This window comes from Streptomyces sp. JJ38 (assembly GCF_019303475.1).
Classification (GTDB): domain Bacteria; phylum Actinomycetota; class Actinomycetes; order Streptomycetales; family Streptomycetaceae; genus Streptomyces.
Window position 1 is genome coordinate 1 of record NZ_JABLSI010000107.1, and the last position, 721, is coordinate 721.

Here is a 721-nt window from a genome sequence, read left to right on the forward strand (position 1 = left end):
GGTGGACACGGCGTGTTCCTCGTCGCTGGTGGCCCTGCACCAGGCGGCCCAGGCACTGCGGTCGGGAGACTGCTCGCTGGCTCTGGTCGGCGGTGTCACCGTGCTGTCCGGGCCGTCCTTCTTCGTGGAGTTCAGCCGCCAGCGGGCGCTGTCGGCCGACGGCCGGTGCAAGGCCTACGCGGCGTCGGCGGACGGCACGGGCTTCTCCGACGGCCTGGGCATGCTGGTGGTCGAGCGGTTGTCGGACGCGCGTCGCNGCCGAACGGTCCGTCGCAGGAGCGGGTGATCCGGCAGGCGCTGGCCAACGCGGGACTGGCCTCGTCGGATGTGGCGGCCGTCGAGGGACACGGCACCGGCACGACGCTGGGTGACCCGATCGAGGCGCGGGCGCTGCTGGCCACCTACGGCCGCGAGCGGGACGGTGAACCGCTGTACCTCGGCTCCATCAAGTCGAACATCGGCCACACGTCGGCGGCCGCCGGTGTGGCGGGCGTCATCAAGATGGTGCAGGCCATGCGGCACGGAATGCTGCCGCGGACCTTGCATGTGGATGAGCCGTCGCCGCATGTGGACTGGGAGTCCGGCGCGGTCGCACTGCTGACGGAAGAGCGGGAGTGGCCCGCCTCGGCCGACCGCCCCCGGCGCGCGGCGGTGTCGTCGTTCGGGATCAGTGGGACGAATGCGCACGTGATTCTGGAGGAGGCGCCTGCTCCGGAGCTGC

Annotated in this window: 1 pseudogene; it reads left to right on the top strand. The window is 72.1% G+C overall.

Features of this window, described 5'->3' with window-relative positions:
• Window positions 1-721 (top strand): annotated as a pseudogene (locus tag HPT28_RS26445) (beta-ketoacyl synthase N-terminal-like domain-containing protein); the annotation flags it as partial.